General features: G+C 48.3%; 14 protein-coding genes and 1 riboswitch. Of the genes, 11 read left to right on the top strand and 3 right to left on the bottom strand.

The window, feature by feature from the left end:
- Positions 1 to 9 precede the first annotated feature (9 nt).
- Positions 10 to 1,977 carry a hypothetical protein gene (locus ACN0VA_RS13000; protein WP_417821575.1) on the top strand — a complete coding sequence of 656 codons (1,968 nt, stop codon included), beginning with the start codon at positions 10 to 12 and terminating at the stop codon, positions 1,975 to 1,977.
- Here ACN0VA_RS13000 and ACN0VA_RS12995 read toward each other — a convergent pair.
- From ACN0VA_RS12995 to ACN0VA_RS12985, 3 genes are all read right to left on the bottom strand, one after another.
- Entirely contained in the window at positions 1,971 to 5,822 is a 3,852-nt protein-coding gene (locus tag ACN0VA_RS12995) for an AAA family ATPase (RefSeq protein ID WP_417821574.1), read from the bottom strand. The two genes, ACN0VA_RS13000 and ACN0VA_RS12995, sit on opposite strands and share 7 nt — an antisense overlap.
- A 247-nt stretch (positions 5,823 to 6,069) precedes the next feature.
- Positions 6,070 to 6,576 (bottom strand): pentapeptide repeat-containing protein, encoded by a 507-nt coding sequence (locus tag ACN0VA_RS12990; protein ID WP_417821573.1) that lies wholly within the window; start codon positions 6,574 to 6,576, stop codon positions 6,070 to 6,072.
- A 156-nt stretch (positions 6,577 to 6,732) separates the two neighbouring features.
- A complete protein-coding gene (locus tag ACN0VA_RS12985; protein ID WP_417821682.1) occupies positions 6,733 to 8,535 on the bottom strand; it encodes a methanol/ethanol family PQQ-dependent dehydrogenase in 1,803 nt (600 codons plus the stop codon).
- Positions 8,536 to 8,951: 416 nt separating this feature from the next.
- Here ACN0VA_RS12985 and ACN0VA_RS12980 point away from each other — a divergent pair, with 416 nt between their 5' ends.
- From ACN0VA_RS12980 to ACN0VA_RS12935, 10 genes are all read left to right on the top strand, one after another.
- Positions 8,952 to 10,526 (top strand): sensor histidine kinase, encoded by a 1,575-nt coding sequence (locus ACN0VA_RS12980; RefSeq protein ID WP_417821572.1) that lies wholly within the window; start codon positions 8,952 to 8,954, stop codon positions 10,524 to 10,526.
- Positions 10,523 to 11,227 (top strand): response regulator transcription factor, encoded by a 705-nt coding sequence (locus ACN0VA_RS12975; RefSeq protein ID WP_417821571.1) that lies wholly within the window; start codon positions 10,523 to 10,525, stop codon positions 11,225 to 11,227. Before ACN0VA_RS12980 ends, ACN0VA_RS12975 begins: the two co-directional genes overlap by 4 nt.
- 75 nt (positions 11,228 to 11,302) lie before the next feature.
- Positions 11,303 to 11,505, top strand: a riboswitch (cobalamin riboswitch).
- A 309-nt stretch (positions 11,506 to 11,814) separates the two neighbouring features.
- Positions 11,815 to 13,665 (top strand): TonB-dependent receptor plug domain-containing protein, encoded by a 1,851-nt coding sequence (locus ACN0VA_RS12970; RefSeq protein ID WP_417821570.1) that lies wholly within the window; start codon positions 11,815 to 11,817, stop codon positions 13,663 to 13,665.
- Positions 13,666 to 13,673: 8 nt separating this feature from the next.
- Positions 13,674 to 14,246 (top strand): hypothetical protein, encoded by a 573-nt coding sequence (locus ACN0VA_RS12965; protein WP_417821569.1) that lies wholly within the window; start codon positions 13,674 to 13,676, stop codon positions 14,244 to 14,246.
- Entirely contained in the window at positions 14,247 to 15,071 is an 825-nt protein-coding gene (locus ACN0VA_RS12960) for an ABC transporter substrate-binding protein (RefSeq protein ID WP_417821568.1), read from the top strand.
- Positions 15,068 to 16,054 (top strand): FecCD family ABC transporter permease, encoded by a 987-nt coding sequence (locus tag ACN0VA_RS12955; protein ID WP_417821567.1) that lies wholly within the window; start codon positions 15,068 to 15,070, stop codon positions 16,052 to 16,054. The genes ACN0VA_RS12960 and ACN0VA_RS12955 overlap by 4 nt, the downstream gene beginning before the upstream one ends.
- A complete protein-coding gene (locus ACN0VA_RS12950; RefSeq protein ID WP_417821566.1) occupies positions 16,054 to 16,830 on the top strand; it encodes an ABC transporter ATP-binding protein in 777 nt (258 codons plus the stop codon). The genes ACN0VA_RS12955 and ACN0VA_RS12950 overlap by 1 nt, the downstream gene beginning before the upstream one ends.
- A complete protein-coding gene (locus tag ACN0VA_RS12945; protein WP_417821565.1) occupies positions 16,812 to 17,627 on the top strand; it encodes a TonB family protein in 816 nt (271 codons plus the stop codon). Before ACN0VA_RS12950 ends, ACN0VA_RS12945 begins: the two co-directional genes overlap by 19 nt.
- A 5-nt stretch (positions 17,628 to 17,632) precedes the next feature.
- Positions 17,633 to 18,304 (top strand): adenosylcobinamide amidohydrolase, encoded by a 672-nt coding sequence (locus ACN0VA_RS12940; RefSeq protein WP_417821564.1) that lies wholly within the window; start codon positions 17,633 to 17,635, stop codon positions 18,302 to 18,304.
- A gap of 246 nt (positions 18,305 to 18,550) precedes the next feature.
- A complete protein-coding gene (locus ACN0VA_RS12935; RefSeq protein ID WP_417821563.1) occupies positions 18,551 to 20,590 on the top strand; it encodes a TonB-dependent receptor plug domain-containing protein in 2,040 nt (679 codons plus the stop codon).
- Positions 20,591 to 20,593 lie beyond the last annotated feature (3 nt).

Below are 20,593 nucleotides of genomic sequence, written 5' to 3'. Positions count from 1 at the left end.
TTACAAGGCATGAGAACAAACTTGAAAGACCAAGGCGCACGAAATCGTGTATTCTCCCATATCCGCACGAATCTAGGCAGTGTGGTTGCGGGACTGATTTCTGCAGTCCTACTTGCAGGGTGTGCTGGCGATCGTATGCACACAGGAACAGCGCAATTTGTCGTCAACCACCATTCGAGCCAAATTGAAACCATGCTGTCTCAAATGACGGTACGCAATGAATTGCAAAACCTAGTAAAATCAGGCATGGAACACATCTACCTCGGAGAGTTCGAAGATGCCGGAAAGGCGTTTGAGTCTGGTTTGCGGTTGGAGCCTGATAACGGCCATCTTCATTTTTTGAATGCGTTGTCTTATCATCTGCGTGGGCAGTCTGGGGATGCTCAGATGCTTTCTTTGGCGCAGACAGGGTATCGCACGGCATTGATGTTTGATGAATCGAACGCTATGGCCGCGTATTTGCTAGGGCAAATTTATTTCCATAAACGTGAGTATGGCGCGGCGCAAAATCAGTTTGCATATGCCCTGACTTATGACCTCGACAATCCAGATGTCTTGAATGCGTTGGCAACAGCATCTTATTATAGCCATGACCCTGAAATGGCGCACTGGGCATCTCAAAAAGCATACAGATTAGCGCCAGATCGAGCGGATAGCATTCGCAATGTCGTCTTTTCTCAAGCCGCAAAAGGCAATTTTTCTGACACACCGCGGTTGCTGGATGAATACGAGTCCCTTGTTCGCAAATCGGTAGATACGGGGCAAAGCTATTGGGCTGACGAGAAGATCAAACAAACCCATAAGCGTGTCCAAGACTGGAAACGGTTTTATGTGCAAGCTGACAATACGGTATTCGGCAAACCGCCGTCGGATATTGTGACTTATGGTTCCGGGGCTTCTGATATTGAAACCGAACCAACCTCACCAAAGGCAGCACCAACGCTCCCTGTGAGCAGAGGGAACATAGGTGCCGGGGGGGAGGCGACCACACAAGCGTCGCAACTTTCCCAGAAGCAGACGCCGCAGCCTAAAATGGCCCTGATTGATGTGGTGATTATCCGCACCGAAGAGGTACGGGCTCAATCCAAAGGCATCAATATTTTGGATGGATTGCAAACCACTTTGGGTGGTGTGTTGGTTTCTTATTCTTACGAAGAGTCTTCGGGCGTCGGCTCGACGTCTCCCTCTAAATTTTCAGGTAGTCCCGCATTGACGTTGAAGGGATTGGAATACAACCTCAACATCTTTAACGATGAAAATAACAAAGCCGAAATTATTGCACGCCCGTCACTGTTGGCTGCGGACAATGAGACGTCGAAATTCTTTTCCGGTGGAGTTCTTCACGTGCAACTGTCCAGTAATCTGTACGATGGTGGCATGGAGGATGTAAATGTCGGTATCACGTTAAGCGTTACGCCAACATTCATGGGCAATGACGATCTGAGTATCCAGATTCAGGCGGAACATGAGTACTTGGAAATGCAATCCGAACATGTCGGTTATGATGCCTTTTCTCAGACGACGAAAACCTCGGTTCAGGCGAAAGCTGTCATGAAATTCGGCGAAACCCTGATCCTCAGCGGCCTCAGCGAACGGGGGCGGGACAAGAGTGAGAGTGGCGTTCCTATTTTGCAAGATATCCCGGGTGTGCAGTACCTGTTTTCGCGTAAAGAAGAAACGGAAACCAAAAAATCAACTTTGATTCTTTTGACACCACGAAAACCTCGATACGCAAATGAGACCCTCAGCACAGCAGAACTTGATCAGGGAATGGACCTTGAACGAATTTATACAGATAAGCTGAAAACATCCGAAAAAATCGTCAACACAAACCTCAATGAGGTGATGTCTGATTTGGGTAACCACTCTCAATTTTATCGGCAGTTTAGAACCGGAGATGTGGGATTGGGTTTCTTTGAAGATGATGATTCCATTTTTGGCGCAATCAAACGCACTTTGGGCTTTTTGTACTACTGACCAGCGTTCAAGCGCTCCATCTGTGAATGCGCCTTTTTTAAGTCAGGAGAGCCGTCATCTTTTGGCATGCGCTTGAGAATATCGGCCAACAGGTTTTGTGCCTGCTTGGTTTGACCCATATTTTGCCATTGGTTGGCGAGTTGTATGGCGGCGCGTAGTTCGAAAAGGGTTGCCTTTTGATCGTGCGCAATCTCAAGGGCCTTAGAGAAACATGTAATCGCCTCGTTGTTTTCAGTGGGTTGATCAGCCAAATGACACAGACCGTTCAAGCGGAACAATTCCGCTTCGATGTGATGATCGTCCATAGGCTCAACCAATTCTAAGGCTTCTGCAATAATCGCACGAGCCTCCTTGATCATCCCAGCGTGATAGAGACCGTCCGCTAGAATCTCAAGAAAGATCACTGAGACGCCTCCCATCAGGGTGCGTGCGGTGTTGACACATTGCCGCATCTCATCCAATGCCTGGGGCTTGCCAAGCATGACATATGCCCAACCGCGAAGCAAAGATCCACTGACCAGCCATAGGGGGAAGCCATATTGTTCCGCGAGCGCGATGGTTTCTTCGGCTCGTGCCAAGGTCTGGTTGGGACGGCGTTGCATGCGTTGCAATACAGTAGCAAAGGTTAGTGCATATCCTAGGCTGAACGGGTGTTCGATGCGGTGGGCTTCCTTCAGGGCGGCTGCGCTGGCTTTACGGGCTTCACGCTGATTGCCGGATATGTTTAATGTCCAGGATAGATATGAGGTGCTGGTGACAAATCCGTTTTCACCAAATATATCGATGTGAACAGCGTTTTGTTCTGGTGTGTACAGGGCTCTGGATTGGCGCAAATGGTCTTCGGCATCTGCAAATTCTCCGCGCCAGAATTGCGTATTTCCAGCCGCAAACGCAGCTTGCTGACGAAACAGTGGATCGGGTATTTGCGAGGCCATAACGCCCAAACGCGAGGTTAAGGCCAGAGATGCCCGCCAATCGGAATGTGAGCTATGTCCTGCCCACAACCCCCATAAAGCTTGAAAGGTTTCAGCATTTCCTTGGGTGTCTTCCATCAAGGTTAAGGCTTTTGCAAATGAGGCTGCACCACGATCAGATGCGTATCCTTCAATGGCGTAGCATGCTGTGCCCAATGCAACGTGAAGGGCGAATTCCATATCAGTACGCATTTGTGTTTGTGGTAATTGCTGCAAGGTGTTTTGGCCGGAACTGTAGTGACTGATTGCCTCTTCTATGGCGTTGTGGCGCATCGCAAGTTTTCCAGCTTTGATCCAATAGGGAATAGCATATTCAGGCTCTCCCCCCTTTGTCCAATGTTGGGCTAGAAGTTCCGGACGGGCGAGTGCCATCTCAGAAAAGTTGTCCTCAATAGCTTTGGCTATACGGCAGTGAATGGCTTCACGGTCTTGGCGAGCCAGGGCATTGTACGCAGCATCTTTGAAAAGGGCGTGTCGAAACTGCAGCGTTGTATGCAATTGACTTTCAATAATGCCCGCCTGCGCGAGTTGTTGCAGGGGCAGTTTCACATCCTGGATGTTGAGGCTGATCACTTTTTCTAGCAAGGGGAGTTCAACTGTTCGCCCGATGGCTGCAGCAGTTTGGGCAATCCACTTGGCACTTCCCAGAGAGTCCAAACGGGCTGCGAGTAAATCTCTCAATGCTGCGGGTATCGTATGACTTTGTTCCTCAACATGTTCTGATAGTGTGGGGACGCAGAGCAGAAGCTCTTCAGCAAACAGGGGGATGCCGTCCGCGAGGCGAACGATTTGGTCGATTTCTTCTGCGCCAAAAGCTTTGTTTGACGACAAGACAACTGCGCGGATTTCATCGTCGGAAAGTGGTTGCAATGCGATAGAAAGGAAAATGTTCTCTGCCCACGGCGGGGTGAACTCGGGCCTGGCGGTCATGATAACCATGTATTTCGACTTATGTTGGTTTTCGAGCAAGCGGCCAATTAGTTCAAGTGACGTTGGGTCAATCCAATGTAAGTCTTCGATGACCAGCAAGGTCGGGCCTTGTTCGACAAAGTCCAGCCAGTAAGTGACCAAAAGGTCCATTATCTGTTCGCGTTGACGTTGGGGGGATGCGCCGGACGCTTGATAGGGGGGAAGCACGGGCAGTGACAACAGTTCTGCCAGTAGGGGAAGTGCTTCCTTTGCCGTGTGCGGCGCGGCGCTTTCTAGGTGTTGGGCGATGATTTTGAAACGTCGTTCAGGGCTGTCGTCTTGGTGAAAACCGAACGAAGCTTCCAACACATCGATGACAGGACGAAGTGGCGATTGATTGTAATCAGGATTGCATTGAAACTCGACAACCCGTGTGCTCGAGGACACGACATCATGGCGTAAGGTGTGAACCAAGCGAGATTTTCCAATGCCAGGATCACCATGCAGGACCACCGCTCTGGTGTGTGAAATCATCCCATCGCGCCAGACTGATTTCAGGGTGATCATTTCGCTTTCGCGGCCGAATAGCTGCGTCAAATTGGATTGGGCCTGCAGGCGGTTTTTCGCCCCGCTAGGGGCCAGTACACGAAATGCTCCTCGGTGAGTACTCTCGGGGAGGGCGGGTTCTGCTAGAAAGTATCCGGCGACAAGTTTTTGTGTTTCACCACTGATCAAAACATCTCCTGGTGCGGCACTGGAACGCAAGGTTTGCGCCATTGCTGAGACGTGACCGATCGGGTCAGGAAGTTGCGGGTCGTCGCCGATCAGAACGATGCCAGTGTGTGCGCCCAGACGGGGCTTTAGAACAGGCAAGGTCGATTTCAAAACATCCATGGCGGCGTTAACCGCCAAGGCAGCTGCGTTTTCCCGCGGGTGAGGGTAACCGAAGTAGGCTAAAAGGGCACCGTCATGCGTGCGGACAACGTATCCAGAGTGAAGACTGAGAATATTACAAATGTTGTTGATGGACTCATTTAATTGATCCAATGCGCCTTCCATATCGGCGTCTTGTGGTGTGATGCCAACCGAGACGACAGAGACTTGTCGTCGTTCTACGGCAGAAGAAATCGGGGACTGGCGCGCAGGCATTCCGCTGTCTGTGATTCGTAAGCTTCCCGACTGAATACGTTCGGCCAGTTGTTGGGTTTCGTCTTGTGGCGTGACACCCAAGTCATGATGTAGCGATTGTCGCAGAGCCTCAAAATGCCCTATGGCCGTGGCCCTTTGCCCAGTTGTCGCCAGAAGCAGCATAGCCCGGCGCTGGGCTTCTTCATTCCACGGATCTATTTCACATAGCCGCAGGGCATAGTGGAGGGCATTCTTGTTGCGTCCTTGGCTTTCATGACATTCAACCAGCTGTTCGAGCAATAACACAGCGCGCCGACGAAGGGCTTCACGTTGAACCAACAGCCAGTCGTCAAATTCTGGCACATCATCAATGTTCAGTCCGTCAAGAAAATCACCCCCATACGCTGATGACATGGTCTCTAAGTCGTGCAGGCATGTCTCACAGGTCGGCGTGGGTGCGTGTTGTTTGTCACAGGGGGGAAGGGGGCTCATAAATGTGGAAAGGTCGAGGAGGATATTCGCGTGCGTATTGAAAGTAAGGCTGTCTCGATTGGCAATAACAATGGGCTTTCTTTCATTCTGGATCAGCTTGCGTTGAACAATGAGCAGTACTTGGCGCAAATTGTTCCGCCCCGCTTCTCCAGACAGATTAGGCCAAAATATTTCAGAGAGTTTACGCCGGGAATGAGCGATCCCTGGTGTAGTGGCAAGATATGCCAAAACCGCACGACCCTTGAGAGGCAGGGTTGATGTGATACTGTAGCCATCACGGCAAATGTCCATCGTGCCAAGAAGACGTATGGAAAGAGCTTCGGACGGGCTGGCTCGCATCATCACTTTCTTTGAAGTTGTCGGAGGGGCTGAATGATTTGGCATTGTATGTCAAAGCGTTATATTACTATATGTGATGCACGAAGTTAACAACTTTGTAGGAATTTGCGACCAGCTTGTCGCTTTTAGTGGAACTGTTTTGGCCCGATGTTCGCGCATCAGATCAGAAAAAGCGGGTTTATCCAACCCCACTTTTTCCGTATAGGTCCAAACGGGCCAGTGGCAAAATAATAGAGTGGAAAATTCCCGCCTACCAATCCAGCGGACAACCTTGGCACCCTTCCATATAGGCGTCCTGAAAAATTGTGAACTTGTTGCGTGTCCCTTCCAGAACCGCATTTTTCAGATTTGCCTCGTATAGTTTGGCTTCTTGAAGGTTTGTGGCAATCAAACGCGCACCAACAAATTGGGTTCTTTTTGCCCAGACCATTTCCAGATTGGCAGCCGTCAAGTCTGCATCACTTAAATCAGCCTTGGTAATACGGGCAAATTCCAGATTTGTCCCGTGCAAACTCGCCCCTTTCAGATTGGCAACTTGTAAAAAGGCCATTTGCAATCTCGCACCATCCAGTTTCGCCCCCGAAAGATTGATCCCGCGTAGATTGGCATGACGCAGATCCGCATTCATTAAATTCGCACCGCGCAAATCGGCACCGGATAAATCAACCTGTTTTAATTGTGCATGACGCAGGTCAACATTATGACAGACCGTTTTTGGCTTGATTTCGCACCCGTTAATGACCAAAGGGGTCCCCATCTCTTCTGCCTGAACGGGGGAAAAGGACAAAAAAGAAGCAAGTCCTGAACACAGTCCAATTATGATCGCTATATATCGCATCCTCAAATACCTTCACATGTTTACTCCCCTTTTCCCGAACACATGAGAACGGAAAAAAGGGAGTAAGCGTTTCGTTTAACGGATTTCAAAAACCCAGAATGAACCACCCTGAGAAACGGTACGCGTTAAGGCAGCCATATCGCCCCCCCACAGAGGCACCGCACCACCATAACCGGAGGCAATGCCCACATATTGTTTACCGTCCATTTCCCAAGTAACCGGGCAGGAAACAATCCCCGAGCCAGTCTGGAATTTCCATAATTCATCACCCGTTTTGGCGTCAAAAGCCTTAAAATAGCCATCGCTTGTCCCGGTGAAGAGTAAATTACCAGCCGTCGACAGATTTCCCGACCATAACGGTAATTTTTCTTTATGTTCCCAAACGATCTTGCCTTTGATGGGGTCAAGCGCACGCAAGATACCGACGTGATCTTCGTACATTTTCTTAATGCGGAAACCTTGCCCCAAATATGCGGCCCCCTTACTGTAGGTCACATTTTCAGTCCAGTAGTCTTCTTTCCAGTGATTTGCACCAACGTAAAACAGGCCTGTATCGGGGTTGTAAGACATGGGGTTCCAGTTTTTCCCACCTAAAAACGGCGGTGAAACTTCAATCGCTTTGCCTTTTTTCTGTCCGGGCTCCGGTTGTGGCGGGCGTTGTCCATTTACTTCGATGGGGCGTCCTGTTTTCAGATCGATACCTTTTGCCCAAGAAATATTATCCACAAAAGGAAAGGCATTTAACAGGCTTGTCGGTTTGTTTGGATATTCGCCCCGTTTTGCCAACATTTCACGGTCTGTAACATAAAAGAAGCCGTTGCGATCCGCATGTCCCCCTGCTTTTACCAGTTTTCCGTTATCATCTTTATATTCAAACAAGACAATTTCATTATTACCGGAAAAATCCCAGGCATCATTGGGTGTATGTTGATAAAAACCGATCAATTCACCTGTTGAAGGTTCAATATAGGCCTGACCGGATGTAAAAAGACTGTCACCGGGCGTGCGTTTCCACGTATTCCAGGGCGCGGGGTTGCCTGCACCGATAATGATCGTATTGGTTTCCTGATCGAAAGAGGCACTTTGCCAAGGTGCCCCCCCACCGTGATGCCAGGCTTCTTTCAATTCACCCTTTTCATTACGAGGCCAGGACGGGGCCTTAATATCACCTGTCGGTGTGCTTTCTTTACCATTCAGGCGTCCCATGTGACCTTCAACCAATGGACGCATCCATATTTCTTCGCCGGTATCGACATCACGGGCATATAAACGTCCAACCACGCCAAATTCATCCCCGGACGACCCGTGGACCAACATCACACGGCCAGTTTTCTGATCTTTAATAATTGTCGGTGCGCCGGTCATGGTGTATCCGGCGCTGTGATCTTCAAATTTCTTTTTCCAAACCACTTTTCCGGTATCTTTATTCAGGGCGACGATTGCTGCGTCCAGTGTTCCAAAATAGATTTTGTCACCATAAATTGCTGCCCCGCGGTTAATCACATCGCAACAAGGGCGGATATCATCGGGTAAACGATGAGAGTATTTCCATTTTTTCAGTCCCGTTTTCAAATCAATCGCAAACAGACGCGAATAGGACGCGGTAACATAGGCAACACCATCATGGATGATGGGCTGAACTTCTTGACCACGTTGCCGTTCATCACCAAATGAAAACGACCACTTCGGGACCAGATTTTTGACATTGTCGGCGTTAATTTTATCTAGTTTACTATAACGTTGTGCTTTGGGTCCCATGCCATACATCAACACATCTTGTGTCGTTTGGGCATCGTTGGCGATATCTTCCCATGTGACATCTTTGGCGTTAACGACCGACCCGGCGCAGACCGTTAAAAATGCGTAGCCGGACGTCATCAAAAGCGCCCTTTTTATTTTGGTAGCGAGTTTCATGTTTATTCTCCCAGACATAATATGATTTTGCGTCTTTCCGCCCGATAAGAAGCGGCGATGCAACGACTATGGATTAAAATTCTGAGATAACGCTGAGAACCCTCTGAGAAAGGCCTTAGATATTCTTAGACTTTGGTTGAATTACAGGGAAATAGGCATTTCTGAGAAAGCTCTCATGATTTTCTCAGGATGACCTTAGGCTTTTGAGTTACCGTTAACGTTCAAACTTCCTGTTATACGGGAAGGCACACCCCCGCCCGGTATGCCCGTTCTGGACGGGGGTGTCTTTTTCACCATTTCAGGCCTTGACCCTAGACTTACGTCCAATTGCGTGGTCGACCATTCCCTTCTAGCATGCCCTTTGAGGCAAGGAGGGACAAATGCGCAAACTTTCTATTCGATGGCGAATACAAATTGTGTTGATTGCGGTTATTGTCGCCAGCACCGTCATGGCATTTTGGGTTCATTATTCTGCCGACAAATCCCTTTATTTACTTTTAAGGGCGCAACGATCCCACCAACAGCTTGAATTACTGGAAAGTCTATCAGCCAACGTAAATCGATATTTATTGTACCGGGTTCTCCACTTCAACCATACAACGGATGTGACAAATGACTTAGAAGACGCTGCGCACAATATCACAAAATATCTGGCACAATTTCAAAGCATTACCACTGATGAAATCGAATTTGTCCGCGACACTGAAGAACAAGACAAAGAACGTGAAGAAGAGGGACGTTTCAGACAAATTAAAGCCGCCTTGACGGCCATTGATATCAGTCAAAAATCCATTGAAACACAAGAAGAATGGTCCCGAACCGTTCTGCCCATTTTCCAACAATCTTTCGATATCTTGATCCAGAACGCCATTCAAGATGAACGCGAAGAAATAAAAAATGTTACGGAACAAATGCAAGCCAGCAAAGACCACTTGGCTTTTTCAGGGCTGATCATCTTGTTGTTTCAGGTGTCCGCTTCTGGACTTGTTATATATGTATTGTTTTTCTTTTTGGTTCGTCCGTTAAGCTCTTTAATAAAACATATCAACACATTGGGGCGTTGCCATTTTGATGATCGCATTCATCGGCAAACACATGATGAAATCGGCCTTTTATATGCTCACGTCAACCGGATGGCCCATCGCCTGCATCAAAGCCGACAAAAGGTCCACCGGCTCAATCAAAATCTGGAAGAAAAAATTAATGAACGCACAGCTTCCTTGACGGAAAGCAATCGACGGCTACAAGAAATCAATGACAGTCGGCAACGTTTCTTTTCAGATGTCAGCCATGAGCTCCGCACCCCTTTGACAACCATCATTGGCGAAGCAGAAGTCAGCTTGCGCACGGGGCAAGCACTCAATGACATCGAAACAAACAAGAGTTTGAGCACCATTCAGGCACAGGCAACATTCATGGAACGTCGGATCAAAGATCTGTTGATGATTGTCAAAGCCGATGATGGACGTCTCATTCTGGACCGTTCTGCACTTTTTCTGGAAGAAGTGGTTCTCAACGCGGTACACAGGGTTCAGGGCTTGGCTAAAGTGAATAATATTCGGCTAAATTGCGAGATTAACAGCAAAGAAGGTTGTCGTATTTCCGGTGAGGCTGATTGGCTGGCGCAAGCTTTGGTCACGATTTTGGATAACGCTATCAAATTTTCACCGTCCAAAACAGTGGTCGACATCTGTTTGACCCAACGAAAAGGCCATGCCCTTATATCCATTCAGGATCAAGGAACAGGTGTGGAGGCAGACGATCTCCCCCACATTTTTGATCGATTTTACCAGACCCCCAAAGGACGCAGACGTGGTGGAACCGGTCTGGGATTAGCCGTTGCCAAATGGATTGTCACCGAACATGGCGGTGACATCTATGCAAAAAATATCGAAAATGGCGGCGTGAGCATTGAACTTTCCTTTCCCCTAGAACAAAAAGGAAAAGCAGCATGAACTTACTGATTGTTGAAGACGATCCCGGCATTGCAGGCTTCATTTGCCGCGGCTTAAAAGCCGAAGGCTACATTGCTGATTGGGTAGAACGCGGACATGAGGCCGTGGAGACATTGGAAGTTTATCCATATGATGGCATTATTCTGGATGTGTTATTACCAGATATGGATGGTCTGGAAGTTTGCCGTGAAATTCGCAAAAGGAACATTAACAAACCCGTCTTAATGCTCACGGCCCTTAACGAGGTCGAAGACCGGGTCAACGGTTTGGATGCTGGGGCCGATGATTATCTAAGCAAACCTTTTGCCCTTGTTGAATTACTCGCCCGTTTAAGGGCGTTGAAACGCCGTGTTGATCAGCCCGAGGTCGCAGGTTCCCAAGTATTGCGCGTTAACAATCTTTGTATTGATCGCCACGCCCACAAAGCAAGCTTGAACGACCAAACAATTGATTTGGCTTTACGTGAATTCCGTTTGTTAGAATTTCTAATGTCCCATCCGGGCAAAGCTTTCAGCCGAAGTCAAATTCTGGAAAATGTCTGGGGCTTACAAACCGAAGTCACCGAAAATCTGGTGGATGTCTATATCGGTTATCTTCGACGTAAAATCGACAATGAAAGCAAACATTCTATCATTCAAACGGTACGCGGAGTGGGTTACAGGTTCTCCCCATCCAACGCCACGACAACCAGTTTTAATTAAAGCTGTATAGCTTCAAATTAAAACTGGTTTAAGTTAAATAAAATTCTAAAATTGACTCTATTATCAAAATATAATAAGAATTCGCTAGACGTTGGTGCCCCGAACATTTTTGGGGTGAAAATGGGAAGCTGGTGAAAATCCAGCACTGCCCCCGCAACTGTAAGCGGAAAGCGTCGGTTCTAAGAAGGATCACTGGCAAGAGCACACAGCCGGGAAGGTCGAACCGATTAGCTAAGACCCGCATAGTCAGGAGACCTGCCTACGTCAGCGTTACCCGTCCTTCATACGGGGAGGTTTGAAGGCATGGCACACCATTGTGGTGACGCGTTTTTTTGTGTCGCTATGGTGGGAATCTTATCAGTTTTTCCTAAAGTTTCCATCCAGAGCATTTATCGGTTTGTCTGCACACCTTATTTTGGTTTGCGGTTAATTCGTTTGTTTTGTCATGTCGTTTTTGCGTCATGACTTGCTGTTGGAAGGGCTCTCCCTCATTTCACAGCGCTTAAATGCATGAAGCCTTCCGAAATCTTGGCGGATCCACGGAAGGCTTCGTGAACTCGGATAAATTCACACAGACGGAGTCTGCAATGCGCACTCTGAACGAACTCGTTCGCCCTGTCAAATGTGCTGTTATGACCGCAGGATATATAACTTTTATGTTATCCCCGGTCTATGCGCAGGAAACGCAAAGTAAAGATGTGGTCGTTACCGCATCCCGAATAGAAACCCCCTTGTCGATGGTGGGCAGTGCCACAACCATTATTAGCGCAGAAGAAATTGAACGTGAACAAGCACGCGAAGTTATTGATGTTCTGCGCAAAGTCCCCGGACTATCCATCACTCAAACCGGAAGCCTTGGGTCCGCGACATCAATTTTCATGCGCGGTATGAACGCACATCACACCCAGTTGTTGATTGACGGTGTGGAAATGGCCGATCCCAGCGCCGCGCAACCTTCTTATGATTTTGGTCATTTGATGGTGACGGATATTGAACGTATTGAGATTGTGCGCGGTCCGCAAAGTACCCTTTATGGCGGGGATGCAATGGGCGGGGTGATCAATATTATCACCAAAAAAGGCAAAGGGGATACACGTGCCAATGCCTCGGCCGAATATGGGAGCTTTCATACCAAGAATGTCAAGGCATCCCTGTCCGGTTCGCAGCAGAAAGTCAATTATTCCTTGTCTGCAAGTTATCTTAATTCCCACGGGTTTTCGGCTGCCGATGAACGCAACGGCAATAACGAAACCGATGGGAACGAGAACTTGACGCTGAATGCCAATCTTGGTTTTGCCATTACGGAAAATTTTGATATTGAAACAAAATTGCGCCATATGCGTTCTCATATTGAATATGACAGTTGGTCTGGTGGTCAGGCTGTTGATGGCAACGAAAATATGTACAAGAAAGAAACCAGTGCATATTTGGGCAGCAATTTTTCCTTGTTTGATAATCGCCTGAAAAACAAGGTCGGCGCCAGTTACATGATCAGTAAGCGCGACCTTTATAATGGGAACAGTCGTGGACAGTATTACGACGGCAATAAACGTAAATTTGAGTATCAGGGCAATCTGAACCTGATTGAAAATCACAACCTTGTCTTTGGTGCAGAAACCGAAACGGAAGGGTCGGAACAGGCGGGGATTGATAAGTCTGTGCGCAACAATGGGTATTTTCTGACCTATCAGTTTGCCTTGTTTGACCAATTATCATTTTCGATCGGCGGGCGAGTGGATGACCATGAAGAATACGGTACGCATGATACCTATCGTGTGACAGGGTCTTATGATCTTGCCGATTTTGGTACGCGGTTTCACAGCAGCATTGGCACAGGATTTCGTGCGCCCAGCCTTTACGAACTTTATTCCCCCAGTTGGGGCAATACGGCCTTGAAGCCGGAAGAAAGCACAGGTTTTGATTTCGGGGTTGAACAGTTGTTTTGGGAGGACAGGGTTACATTGGATGTGACCTATTTCCAAAATACAGCCAAAAATCTGACGCAATGGTCTATGGCCGGGTATCAGAATACGGCGCGCGCAAAAACCAAAGGGGTTGAAACGGGCTTAAATGTTGAAGTTTTGGATAATTTAAACGCGGATGCGACTTATACCTTTACCTTGGCAGAAGATGAAAGCACTGGTGGGCCGCTGGCGCGTCGTCCGAAACATGAGGGGACTTTAACCCTTGCATATGAACCGATAGACGATTTGACCACAGACCTGTCTGTTCGGGCAAAAGGGCGAACCTATGACAGCGCAACGTCACGCTATATGGGTGGGTTTGCCGTTTATGATTTTAAAACCTCTTACAAAATTAACGAGGTCGCAACGGTCTATGGACGTGTGGAAAACATTTTCGACAAAGACTATCACGAAGCATCGTCTTACGGCACAGGTGGGCGTGCAGCCTACGTTGGTGTGCGTACAACATTCTGAGGCAAGAGATGACACAATCTACAATTATAGAAGAAGAGGGCATGGGCCGGTTGGAAATTTTCCCTCTTGAGGCCAGTGAAGAGAACCTTTTTAACATTCTCTCCAACGTTTTTGAGAATTACTGGGATCGTGTGGTTTTTGGTCCGCTCGTACAAGGTGCGGTTTTTGAAATCCACGCCCCCAATGCGCCAACAAAAATTAATATGCTGGATGGGTACTTAACCGTCAATTTTGGCAGTTGGCATTTTCATATGTGTATTGGCCCGCATAAAGGTAATCGGACAAACCCGACCTCGCCTCAGTTGGCCCATCATCGACGTTGTCAACGTGCAGAAATGTATCGGATTTTAAATTCGGACAACAGTCCGCGCAGTTGGGGAATGCGTTTCTTCAATGGCAAAGACGAACAGATGATGACGGTCTTTTTCCCTAATCCTTTCATCAGTGATGAAGAGCGTATCCTTAAAAATCCGGACTGGTCGCGCTTAAGTATGTGGAACGCGTTCCGGCAAAAATATCTTGGACTTGATCCGGATCCTCAAGATCAAGCTGGAACGAGATTTAGATGCGGAGGGCATTAGGTGTTTCTGCGTCTTCTCTGTGGCGGGCTTTTGTCCGCCGCAGTTTCCCTTAGTTTTGTTTCTGCCCATGCGGACAAGCCACAACGCATTGTTAGTATGAGCGTTTGTGGTGACCAATATGTTTTGGGAATGGTGAAACCTGAACGGATTGCAGCCCTGTCAGAAGATGCTCATAATCCGCGAATTTCCTTGCAATATGAAAAAGCACAAGGGATTGCGACAACGCGGGGGAGTGCAGAAGAGATTTTGCTTTTGAAACCTGATCTGGTCATTGCGAACCGTTGGCGCGGGGCAAAAACCGTCGAAATTCTGCGTCAGTCCGGGATTGAAATTCTGATGTTGTCCTTGCCGGTGACCTTTGAAGAAATAGAGGCGGAAACCCGCTTGGTTGGGAAAGCCGTGGGGGAAAAAGCAAAAGCGGAAATGCTGCTGAACAGATTACGACAGACAACGCGCCCGCGTGATGAAAAGGAAACCGGTCCGCGTGCCGCCTATTTCATGCCGGGAGGATATAGCGCTGGACAAAACACCTTTGTCGAGACGGTTTTACACGCAGCAGGATATCGCAATGTGGCAAGTGATCTGGGTTTGCAGGGATGGTCGTCTTTGTCCTTGGAGCAATTGGTGCTGGAAGCGCCGGACGTGCTGGTGATGAGCTTCTTTAATAGGAGCGGTTATAGTCTTTCCACCCGTTTGCGTGAACATAGTGCCATGAAAAAATTGATGGAAAATACCCCCACTATTGATGTGCCCGAGAAGTACTGGGCCTGTGGGGGCTGGTTTCTGTTTGAAGCCATTGATTATCTGAAAAGGCAAAAAGTATGAACAGGTTGCTCCCCCTCAGTTTGACGGTTGCCTTATTGTTTGCAATGGGGATCGGTTTATCGGTGGGCTATACGGCGTTGCCGCTTGATATTTTGTGGCATGGCCTAATCGGGGAAGGGGAAACAGGGTATCAGATTGTTGTGCAAGAAATCCGTCTGCCGCGCGTCATCTTGGGTGCGGTGATCGGTTTTTCTTTGGGGTTGAGCGGGGCGGCCTTGCAAGGCTTGTTGCGTAATCCCTTGGCAGAACCCGGCGTGGTTGGCATTTCTGCAAGTGCCGGTCTGGGCGGTGTCATTGCCATTTATTTTGGTTTGGCGAGTTCCGTTGCATGGGCTTTGCCGCTGACCAGTATGACTGGGGCCGGATTGGCCGTTTTTCTGCTGTTTGGGCTGACGGGGCGGGATGCATCGGTTTTAACCATTATTCTGGCTGGTGTGGCGATCAGTGCGTTGGCGGTTGCCCTGACATCCCTGATGATGAGCCTTGCACCAACCCTTTGGGCCGTAACGGAAATGTTGTTCTGGGTGATGGGAGCCTTAAAAGACCGCAGCATGACGGATGTCACCCTGACCCTTCCGTTTATGATCATCGGCTGGATATTTATTTTGTCCACGGCACGGGCATTGGATGCACTGACGCTTGGGGAAGAAACAGCACGTTCTATGGGGGTAAGCCTTCGTCATGTGAATATACGCTTGATCCTCGGGACCGCCATGTGTGTGGGGGCTTCTGTGTCGGCAGCGGGCAGTATCGGTTTTATTGGACTGGTCGTGCCACACCTTTTACGCCCACTGGTTTCCTATCAACCCAGCCGCCTGTTAATCGTCAGCGGTTTGGGGGGCGGTGTATTGCTGATCCTTGCAGATATTGCCGTACGTCTCATTCCTTCTAAACCAGAGATCAATCTGGGTGTGTTGACGGCTTTAATCGGGGCACCCTTTTTTCTCTATCTGATCCTAAAAACCAGACGGGAGATGCGTTAATGACCATACTGTCCGGACATCACCTAAGTGTAATCTTAAACGATCAAAAGCTATTGGACGATGTTTCCTTTGAAGTGGGGGCTGGCGAACTTGTCGGTCTGATCGGTCCAAACGGTGCGGGGAAATCAACCTTGTTAAAATCTCTGCTCGGTCTTCAGGATCTTTCTGCGGGTCATGTTGTTTTTCAAGATAAACCCTTAACGCAAACACCTATTGAAAAACGCGGACGCCATATGGGTTATGTGGCGCAAGGCAATATCTGCCATTGGCCGATGACGGTTGCCAAAATCGTTGAAATGGGACGTTTGCCTTATCAACGACTGTTCAGGCAAACGTCACAACAGGACCGTAATGCGGTTGAGGCAGCATTTTGCGCGTTTGATATCGAACACTTAAAAGATCGGCTGGTGTCTACCCTGTCCGGTGGTGAACGTGCCCGCGTTATGTTGGCCCGTGCCTTTGCCGGACAGCCGGATATCTTGATTGCCGATGAACCGACTGCCGATCTGGATCCCGGTCATCAGCTTCATGTTATGAATGTATTACGGGAACAGGCCCGAAAGGGGTGCGCCATTGTTGTTGTGCTCCATGACCTTAATCTGGCTGTGCGTTTTTGTGATCGATTATATTTGCTGGATCAAGGGTGTTTGAAATCCTGTGGGGAGAGCCGAACGGTTGTCAATGCCACCAATATGGCGCAAGCCTACGGCATTGAAGCCCTGATCGGATGTCATGAGGCACAAGATTATATTGTACCGTGGAGGCTGACATCCTAAACGCTTATCTGCCATCACAACCGGATCAAAATAAAACGATTGCATGGATTTTTTCGGGCTTTATCCATGTTGGCCTTGCCTGTGCCTTTTTACTCGTCTGGAAAGAGGCAACCCCGCCTATGGCTGCCCCTGACCTTCTGTCTGTGGAGGTGATTATGGAAAGTCCTTCCCCCGGGGGTGGGGACGGTTTGCAACAGCAAATGCAAAAATCACAACCCGTGCCCGAAGCGATGAAGGAAACAATTGAAACACCAATTGAAGACGTCGATGTTTTAAACGAAAAGGCAACGATTTCTCAGGATGTGCCGATTTCGCCTTTATCCGATATTGTTCTGAAACGTAAACCAAAGCCGCCCGTTCAAAAAAAACAACCAGAAACACCAAGGCAAGCTGTGTCTAAACCCGTTCTGGCGCAGGCTTTAATGGATATTAAAGGTCATGAAAAGGCCGAGACAGTGAATGGTGCGAACCAACGGGCAGGCATTGAGAAAACAGGTTTTGGCGGGACGGTGCAATCGGCCCAATACAGACTGGGCAGTGCCGGTAATCCGAAACCCAAGTACCCGAAAATTGCCCGAAAAAGGGGATGGCAGGGCCGCGTTGTATTAAGCGTACATGTGGATGCAAATGGGCAACCCGTCGATGTACAGATTGCACAATCAAGCGGTCATAAAATACTGGATCGGGCCGCCCTGAAAACGGTTCGTAAATGGACCTTCAAACCAGCACGTAAAGCAGGCTTTGATATTGCTAGCAAACTGCGTATCCCCATTCGATTTGACCTGATGAACGGTTAGTCCCCATGAGTTTTACTTTTACCTACAAGGCCCCGTGGCTGTTAGCCGAATTTGAAACGCCGCAACGCATGCTGAGTTGGTCAATTACCCATCCCGGTTTTTGTGTAAATGATCGTGTTGCGTGGTTGGAAGTGCGCAACGATGATCTCAATCCCAATATTGATGCGCGGGATTATATGATTGATAAATTGAAGAAAGACCGCCTCAATGGAGCGTTGGGCTTAATGACGTCGCGTCATATTCAACATCATCATTTTGTAGAATCTGCAAAGGGTTTTGTGAAAGCACAATGCCTCAGTACGCTGGGATTAAGCAACGGTTCTCACGTTGGTTTTCCTGAAAATGAACCGACCCATCAAAAATTTGGGACGATTAATTCCCTTTGTGCCCTTAATGTGCCTTTAAGCGATGGTGCATTGATTGAGGCATCATCCGTTGCAACGCAGGCGCGTACCGCTGCCTTAATGGATTTCTATCACACGCATATGCCTCAGGTACCTGTAATAACCGGAACGGGGACGGATTGCATTGTTATCTCTTGCCCCAATAGCGCCAGCCACACAATGTTTGCAGGGCTTCATACAAATGCTGGAAAAGCCATCGGTGAAGCTGTTTACGCGGTGACGTTAGAAGCCGTCATTGTTTGGCATAAAACCGTTCAAAGATTAAGAAATTAAATCAATAAGTGTATAAAGCTATTGTGACTTTTTGCATGTAATTGACGGCATGGGAGAACTGCATGAAAAGGTTTTCACCTTTCGATATGCCCCAGCCTTTCTGCGGAATTTTATCAGAATACCCATTGACGAAAGTCAAGGAATGTTATTTATTGCAAATGTAAATCAGAATCATTCGCAATAAAAAGGCAGATCAAAATGACTTACGGGAATGTTAGGGTACTCTCTTTGGGGATCGCGGGCGCAATGGCTGTTACTTCTGTTCAGGCAGAAGAGGTTGCGCCACATGTTAAATTGGACACGGTTGTTATTACGGGGACGCGCACGGAAACATCCATTAAGGAAAGTCCGGCAAGTATTACGGTAATTGACGCCGCTGAAATTGAAAAGTCCAACAGCAGTAGTGTCGCAGATATCCTGAGAGATGTTCCCGGCGTTACAATTGATGAATCGTCGTTGGCCGGTCTAAAACGTTTGAAAATCCGGGGGGAAGCGGCGCGTCGAGGTGGGGTCCTTATTGATGGACAGGAAGTGACGGATCATACCTCTTATGGTTCACCCATTCTGATTAACCCGGAACTGATTGAACGTATCGAGATTGTGCGTGGGCCACAATCTGTTCTGTATGGGTCAAAAGCCATCAGTGGTGTGATTAATATTATCACCAAAAAAGGCGGGGAAAAGCCGCTCGAAGGCAATGTGTCGAGTAGCTATATCTCCGCTTCGAAAGGTCATACAGTCAACGCATCATTGCGGGGGGCGCAATCGGGTTGGGATTATCGTCTGTTTGCCGGGCGTACCAAGGAAAACAATCGTAAAACCCCGAATGGGGAGCTCAGCAATACCGGAACCGATAATACCAGCGTGGCAGGATATCTTGGGTATGGCTGGGATAATCACAAGCTTGGCTTTTCGGCAGATTATTATGAATCGTCCAGTGGATCGTTTGTCAGCCCCGATGCCTTGGGGACGGCTTTCAGTAAGTTTGAACTGGATATGCCACAGCGCGATATGCAAAAACTTGCGGCAACATATGATTGGGATAAGCCGTCCGATCTGATTTCAAAAGTTCATTTTGACGCCTATCATCAAGTTATTGATCGCAAATTTACCCAAAACGTTGCCAGTGGTCCGTTTATTCCGGCGATTATGGGGTATGATTACAAGCATGTGGATGAAGACACCCAGACGACCATTGGTCTCTTGGGGCAGCTCGACTGGACGCCGCATCCTGATCACAAGGTGATTACGGGGCTGCAATATCTGCATGACGACCTTGATAAATCCCTGACGCGAACAGGGGCGCGTGGGATCGGTCTGGCAACGCCTGTGAATAGCTATGCAAATATGGATGCCTCCATGTCAACGGCTTCTGTCTTTGCTCAGGATACATGGCAGCTACCGGCTGATCTCGCGTTGACGACCGGGGTGCGCCATTATCGTATCAAAGCGTCATTGGATGAGTTGGATACCAATGATACCGGTTTTCAGGTCAGGTCAACGAGTGACAACGCGACAATCGGCAGCATGGCCCTGACTTATTCCGGTTTGGATTCAACGACATTGCGGGCTGGATATTCACAAGGGTATGTCTATCCGACATTGTTGCAAGCTTTTACCGGAACTTATTTTGGTACATCGGCAACGGTGCGTCCCAATCCGGGGTTGAAGGCGGAGACATCGGATAACTACGAAGTTGGCGCACGCTACGAAAATAAACAATTGACATTAGACGCTTCGCTCTTCCGGTCTATTTCCAAGGATTATATTGCCAGTGCACAATGTTCATCCGTTCCCAGTGTGGCGTGTGGTGCAAGTGAAAGCACTTATGTGAATATTGATCAGGCCAAGTCTTTTGGGGGTGAGTTGGCTGTTGAATATACAATTGCCGATACCGGTTTTTCGCCGTACCTCTCCGGGTCTTATCTGCGTCGTCAGTATCAATTTGCCAATCTGGATACCTACAAGACAGGTGTGCCGTCCGCAACGGGGCGTTTCGGTTTGAAACATGAAACCAAACTTTGGGGAAAAGTGGATTTGACAAGTGATTTTTATGTGCGTGCGGGAAGTCGGGCGGATGAATTATCTGAATCTTCTTCCGGGCGTTTAAGTCTGGCCGAAGTACCGGGATGGCAAACATACAATATGTCGTTCAATGCCTATTTCGATGATTATCGTCTGGGGTTGGACCTGTTGAATATTACAGATCATGCCTATCAGACGTCACCGGATGAGATGGAGCAACCCGGACGGAGTTTCCTTCTTAAAGTTGAAGCGGATTTTTAAGGA

The organism is Terasakiella sp. (assembly GCF_048267425.1).
Taxonomy (GTDB): Bacteria; Pseudomonadota; Alphaproteobacteria; order Rhodospirillales; family Terasakiellaceae; genus Terasakiella.
Note: the sequence above shows the minus strand (reverse complement) of the source record. Positions and strands in the feature narration are given on the sequence as shown.